The organism is Inquilinus sp. (assembly GCF_057815775.1).
In genome coordinates this window covers 1-5,397 of sequence record NZ_JBYRFX010001004.1, presented here as the reverse complement: position 1 = coordinate 5,397, position 5,397 = coordinate 1, and the positions used below count along the sequence as shown (strand labels likewise).

Annotated in this window: 7 protein-coding genes; 5 read left to right on the top strand and 2 right to left on the bottom strand. The window is 70.9% G+C overall.

From position 1 onward, the window contains the following. The 3 genes from AC3XYG_RS35945 to AC3XYG_RS35935 all read left to right on the top strand — a co-directional run. On the top strand, positions 1-226 hold a 226-nt coding region (locus tag AC3XYG_RS35945), incomplete at its 5' end, for an alpha/beta hydrolase (RefSeq protein WP_489144697.1). A 45-nt stretch (positions 227-271) separates the two neighbouring features. After that, positions 272-1,270, top strand: a complete 999-nt coding sequence (locus AC3XYG_RS35940) for an NUDIX hydrolase (RefSeq protein ID WP_489144696.1) — start codon at positions 272-274, stop codon at positions 1,268-1,270. After that, on the top strand, positions 1,267-1,719 hold the full coding sequence (locus AC3XYG_RS35935; RefSeq protein ID WP_489144695.1) for a GNAT family N-acetyltransferase: 453 nt from the start codon (positions 1,267-1,269) through the stop codon (positions 1,717-1,719). The genes AC3XYG_RS35940 and AC3XYG_RS35935 overlap by 4 nt, the downstream gene beginning before the upstream one ends. 201 nt (positions 1,720-1,920) lie before the next feature. Here the strand turns inward: AC3XYG_RS35935 and AC3XYG_RS35930 are convergent, their stop codons facing one another. Further along, positions 1,921-2,559, bottom strand: a complete 639-nt coding sequence (locus tag AC3XYG_RS35930; RefSeq protein WP_489144694.1) for a hypothetical protein — start codon at positions 2,557-2,559, stop codon at positions 1,921-1,923. Positions 2,560-2,826: 267 nt separating this feature from the next. Continuing rightward, the gene (locus AC3XYG_RS35925; RefSeq protein WP_489144693.1) at positions 2,827-3,789 is read right to left on the bottom strand and encodes an aldo/keto reductase; all 963 of its coding nucleotides are present in this window, start codon (positions 3,787-3,789) and stop codon (positions 2,827-2,829) included. 225 nt (positions 3,790-4,014) lie between these two features. Here AC3XYG_RS35925 and nadA point away from each other — a divergent pair, with 225 nt between their 5' ends. Next, positions 4,015-5,013: a quinolinate synthase NadA gene (nadA, locus tag AC3XYG_RS35920; protein WP_489144692.1), complete on the top strand. Its 999-nt coding sequence runs from the start codon at positions 4,015-4,017 to the stop codon at positions 5,011-5,013. Further along, the coding region (locus tag AC3XYG_RS35915) for an FAD-dependent oxidoreductase (RefSeq protein ID WP_489144691.1) at positions 5,013-5,397 on the top strand (385 nt) is incomplete at its 3' end. The genes nadA and AC3XYG_RS35915, both read left to right, overlap by 1 nt.

Genomic DNA, 5,397 nt, shown 5'->3' with positions numbered 1-5,397 from the left:
CGACCCGATCACGCCGCCCGGCCGGGCGGAAGCGGCGGCGAAGCGGCTGGCCCATGGCTACAGCTACGTCTTTCCGGGACAGGGCCACGGCGTTCTGATCCGCGGCCAGCCCTGCGCCCGCCGGATCGCCGGCCGTTTCCTAGACGACCCCGGCCATCGGCCCGACGAGGCGTGTTTCGCCAATCTGACGCCGCCGATCTTCGAGCCGCCGCGGCGGCGCCCGTGATAATCTCCGCGGCATGAGAGTCGCCCTGCCGCACAGACGCCATCGATGATCGCCAAGTCCCAGCCCCGGCCATCCCCTCCACCCGATCGGGCCACCCTGGACCGCACCGCCCAGGACCGGGTCACGGTCGACCTGTCGGCGGTGGTCGTCGCCGTGGCCGGCGACACGCCGCGGGTACTGGCCCTGCGCGGGCCGGACGGGGTCGATGCCCTGCCGGCCGGCCCGCTGGAGCCGCAGCACCGCACGCTGGAGCTGGGGCTGCGCGCCTGGGTCGAGGCGCAGACCGGCCAGCCGCTGGGCTATGTCGAGCAGCTCTACACCTTCGGCGACCGCGACCGGCAGTTGGCCGGGCCCGACCGGATGCTGTCGATCGGCTATCTCGCGCTGGTGCGCGAGGCGGCGCCGGCCGGCTGGGGCGACAGCCTGTGGAGCGACTGGTACCGCCATTTCCCGTGGGAGGACCGGCGCGACGGCCGCCCGGCGCTGCTCGACCGGATCGAGCCGGCCCTGGCCGCCTGGGCCGCCGCGGCCGGCACCGAGGCGGAACGGCGCAGCCGCGACGCCCGGCTGCGCACCGCCTTCGGCCTGGGCGGCATGCCCTGGGGCGAGGAGCGGGTGCTGGAACGCTATGAGCTGATGTACGAGGCCGGGCTGGCGGCCGAGGCGTGCCGCGACGGCGGGCGCGAGGGCCGGGCTGCCGTGGCAGATGGTGCCGCCATGGCCGCCGACCACCGCCGCATCCTGGCGACGGCGATCGGCCGGCTGCGCGGCAAGATCAAGTACCGCCCTGTCGTGTTCGAACTGATGCCGCCGACCTTCACCCTGACCCAGCTGCAACACACGGTGCAGGCCCTGGCCGGGCTGCGCCTGCACGCCCCGAATTTCCGCCGGCTGGTCGACAGCCAGGGTCTGGTCGAGGAGACCGGCGAGGTCGCCGGCCGCACCGGTGGCCGCCCCGCCCGGCTGGTCCGCTTCCGCCGCGAGGTGCAGCAGGAACAGCCGCAACCCGGCGTGAAGCTGCCCTTGTCGCGGCGGCCGATGTGAGGCGTTCCGGCAGCACGCTGCGCCCGCTGGCACCGGCCGATCATGACCGGCTGCTGGCCATGGCGATCGCCTTCCATGACGAAGACCAGCATCCGCTGAGCCCGGGCGGCCGCCGCGCCCTGGCGGAGCTGGCGGCCGGCACGCGCTTCGCCACCGGCTGGATGATCGAGGCCGATGAACAGCCGATCGGCTATCTCGCGGTCACTTGGTCCTGGAGCATCGAGTTCGGCGGCCGCGACGCCTTCATCGACGATTTCTACATCGAGCCCGCACATCGCGGCCGCGGCCATGGCTCGGCGGTGCTGGAGACGCTGGCCGCGCTGCTCGTGGCCGAGGGTGTTCACGCCATGCATCTCGAGGTCGAGGCCGGCAATCCCGACGCCGCCCGGCTGTACCGCCGCCACGGCTTCACCGGCACCGACCGGGCGATCCTGTCACGGCGCTTCTGAGGAATCGCGCCGGGAACGGCCGATCGCACACGGTGAAGCCCTCCAGCGGCGCCGGCCCCTGGATCGCTTCGGCAGCTTTGCGATGATGATTTCGTAGGTTGGGTTCGCGTCGGCGAACCCAACGGTTCATCGGGCGCCGCGACGGTGGCGGGATGTTGGGTTCGCAAGCGCGAACGCAACCCACTCGGTCGATCCGATCCTTCAACTGCTGTCGGGTTGCCACGGCTTCGGCAAAACCTGACCGGTGGCGGCTTCATCCGGCGGCCGAGGCCAGCTCTGTGCCGACCTGCGTTCGGCGGTCTCCGCCCCCACCTCGCCAGCGTCGTCCCAGCCCCGCGGCACCCAGGACGGGTCCGGCGGCAGGCCGATCTTGCGGCACACCGCCCGCACGAACTCCTGCGGCGACAGCCGGTCGATCTGCACGTCGAGGATCTCGTCCTCGACCAGGTCCTCCCGCACCATCGCCCGCACCCGTTCGGCATCCGCGGCATCGCCGGGCAGCGCCGCAGCCTCCGCGACCAGGTCGGGCGCCTGCGCCCGCCGCCGCTGACGGCGCTCCTGCTCGCCCGACTGCGCTCGCCCGTCCCGGCGCATGAGATAGTCGGTCCGGATCCGTTCGGTCATCGCGATCGACAGCCGGATCGAGCGGGACAGCCGGACCTGCATCACCGCGGCATCGGGCGCCGCCTCCCCCGGAATCGCCATCTGCCGCTCGACCACGCGCTTGGCGCGCAGGTCGATCCCGACCGTCTCGCGCAACGCCTCCAGCGCCCACCCCGTCCATTTCAGGTCGGGATCGGTCGGCCGGGTCTGGGCGGTGTCGGATTGCGGGTTGTTCATGGCACATATCATGAACATCGCCGACCGGATAATGCTACTGCGATCGTGCGGGCCGGCGCTGGCCTCGCAACCCCCACGCCGTCATTGCGAGCGCGGCGACGCAATCCAGTGGTGCAGCCAGAGGCGGCGACAGCCCAGATCGCCACGCCATACGGGCTCGCGATGACGGTGATGACGCTCGATACCGCTTCTATCGGTGCGAAACCCCTCCCCTGCCCCCTCCCGCAAGGGGAGGGAGCGAATGGAGAAGGCGGATGCCCAGCCGGCCTAATACTTCGATGCCTCGTCCAGCAGCCGGATTTCGTCGGTGGCCAGGGTCAGGCGGGTGGCGGCGAACAGATCGTCCAGTTGCTCCAGCTTGGTCGCGCTGGCGATCGGCGCGGTGATGCTGGGGCGGGCGATCAGCCAGGCCAGCGCCACCGAGGCCGGCTTGACGCCATGCGCCTTCGCCACCTGGTCGAGCGCGTCGAGGATGCGCAGGCCGCGCGGGTTCAGCCGGTCCTTCATCCGGCCGTCGCCGCCGCGGGCGCTTTTCGACAGGTCTGCCTCGCTGCGGTACTTGCCGGTCAGGAAGCCCGACGCCAGCGAGAAATAGTTGATCACGCCGAGCCCTTCGCGCCGGCACAGATCCTCCAGCGGCCCTTCGAAGAGCGACCGTTCGTAGAGGTTGTAGTTCGGCTGCAGCGTCTCGTAGCGCGGCAGGCCCTTCTCTTCACTGATCTTCAGGGCGGAGGCCAGGCGTTCGGCAGAGAAGTTGGAGGCGCCGATCGCCCGCACCTTGCCGGCCTTGACCAGCTCGGCATGCGCCGCCAGCGTCTCTTCCTGCGGTGTCTCCAGGTCGTCGTGATGCGACTGGTACAGGTCGATCACGTCGATCTGCAGCCGGCGCAGCGAATTCTCGACCTCCTCGCGGATCCAGGCGGCGGACAGGTCCTTGCGCTGCACCCGGCCCGGCATCTCCCAGCCGACCTTGGTGGCGATCACCACCTTGTCGCGCTTGCCGCTGCGCTTCAGCCAGTTGCCGATGATGGTTTCGGATTCGCCGCCCTTGTTGCCCGGCGCCCAGGACGAGTAGGCGTCGGCCGTGTCGATCAGGTTCAGCCCGGCATCGACGAAGGCGTCGAGCAGCCGGAACGACGTCGCCTCGTCGGCGGTCCAGCCGAACACGTTGCCGCCGAAGGCCAGCGGCCCGACCCGGATGCCGGATCGGCCGAGATTGCGCAATTCCACGGTGATCTCTCCTCGAACGCTTGCGACGGACGCGCTGCGCGCGCCGTGATGGCACGCCCCATGGGGACCGCGCCGCTGCCCCCTCCCAATGTAGGTGCTGGGCCGGCCCTGCCAACCGGAGAACGGTTGACGCTTGATTTTCTTATTCTGAGAATTAGAGTAACTAAAGCGACACCGATTTCGGGGCCGCGCCCGTCCTCGTAATTCTCCAGATGAGCAGAACCGATGACCGCTTCCGTTGCCTACACCCCGGCAATCGCCGCGCGCACCGCGCCGCTGTATGACCGGCTGTCCGGCGTCATCCCGGCCTTCGACTGGCCCGGCTTCGCCCCCGACATCGACGCCATCCTGCGGCTGAAGCGCGAGCGCGACGCCGTGATCCTGGCGCACAACTACCAGACGCCGGAGATCTTCCACGGCGTCGCCGACATCACCGGCGACAGCCTGGCCCTGGCCCGCGAGGCGACCCGGGTCGAGGCCTCGGTGATCCTGCTGTGCGGCGTGCACTTCATGGCCGAGACGGCGAAGCTGCTGAACCCGGCCAAAACGGTGCTGATCCCGGATTCAGCAGCCGGCTGTTCGCTGGCCGACTCGATCACGCCGGCGGATGTGCGCCTGCTGCGCCGCCGTTATCCCGGCGTGCCCGTCGTCACCTATGTCAACACCTCGGCCGCGGTGAAGGCGGAGAGCGACATCTGCTGCACCTCCGGCAACGCGGTGCAGGTGGTGGAGAGCCTGGGCGTGCCGCGCGTCATCTTCATCCCGGACGGCTACCTCGCCGCCAATGTCGCGGCTCAGACCAAGGTCGGCATCATCGCCTGGCAGGGCGCCTGCGAGGTGCATGAGCGCTTCACCCCGGACGACATCCGCCAGTTGCGCGACGCCCATCCCGGCGTGGTCGTGCTGGCCCATCCGGAATGCCCGCCCGCCGTGGTGGCCGAGGCGGACTTCGCCGGGTCGACCGCGGCGATGAGCGACTATGTCGCGCGGCAGCGGCCCGGCCGGGTGGTGCTGGTGACGGAATGTTCGATGAGCGACAACGTCGCCGTGCAATTCCCGGAGATCGATTTCATCCGGCCCTGCAACCTGTGCCCGCACATGAAGCGGATCACCCTGCCGAAGATCCGCCACGCGCTGGAAACGATGACCGAGGCGGTCGTGCTCGACCCCGCCATCGCCGGCCGGGCTCGCCTGGCGGTCGAACGCATGCTGGCGGTGCGGTGATGGACACACCCCACGCCAATGCCCGCGACCAGGTCGTCGTGATCGGCGCCGGCATCGCCGGCCTGGCCACGGCGCTGCAGCTGGCGCCGCTGCCGGTGCTGCTGCTGTCCGCCGCACCGATCGGGGCGGAGGCCGCCACCGGCTGGGCCCAGGGCGGCATCGCCGCGGCGCTAGGGCCCGACGACGACCCGGCGCTGCACGCCGCCGACACCCTGGCGGCCGCGGCCGGGCTGGGCGACCCGGAGGTGGCGCGGCGCGTCACCGAGGCGGCGCCCGGCTGCATCGCCTGGCTCGACCGGCTGGGCGTGCCGTTCGACCGGACCGAAGCCGGCGGCTTCGCCCTGGGGCTGGAGGCGGCGCATGGCCGCCGCCGCATCGTCCATG

What these genes read in the sequence shown, in the direction of transcription:
- AC3XYG_RS35940 (WP_489144696.1), top strand. Translation starts at nt 272, where the DNA reads ATGATCGCCAAGTCCCAGCCCCGGCCATCCCCTCCACCCGATCGGGCC.
- AC3XYG_RS35930 (WP_489144694.1), bottom strand. Translation starts at nt 2,559, where the DNA reads ATGAACAACCCGCAATCCGACACCGCCCAGACCCGGCCGACCGATCCC.
- nadA (WP_489144692.1), top strand. Translation starts at nt 4,015, where the DNA reads ATGACCGCTTCCGTTGCCTACACCCCGGCAATCGCCGCGCGCACCGCG.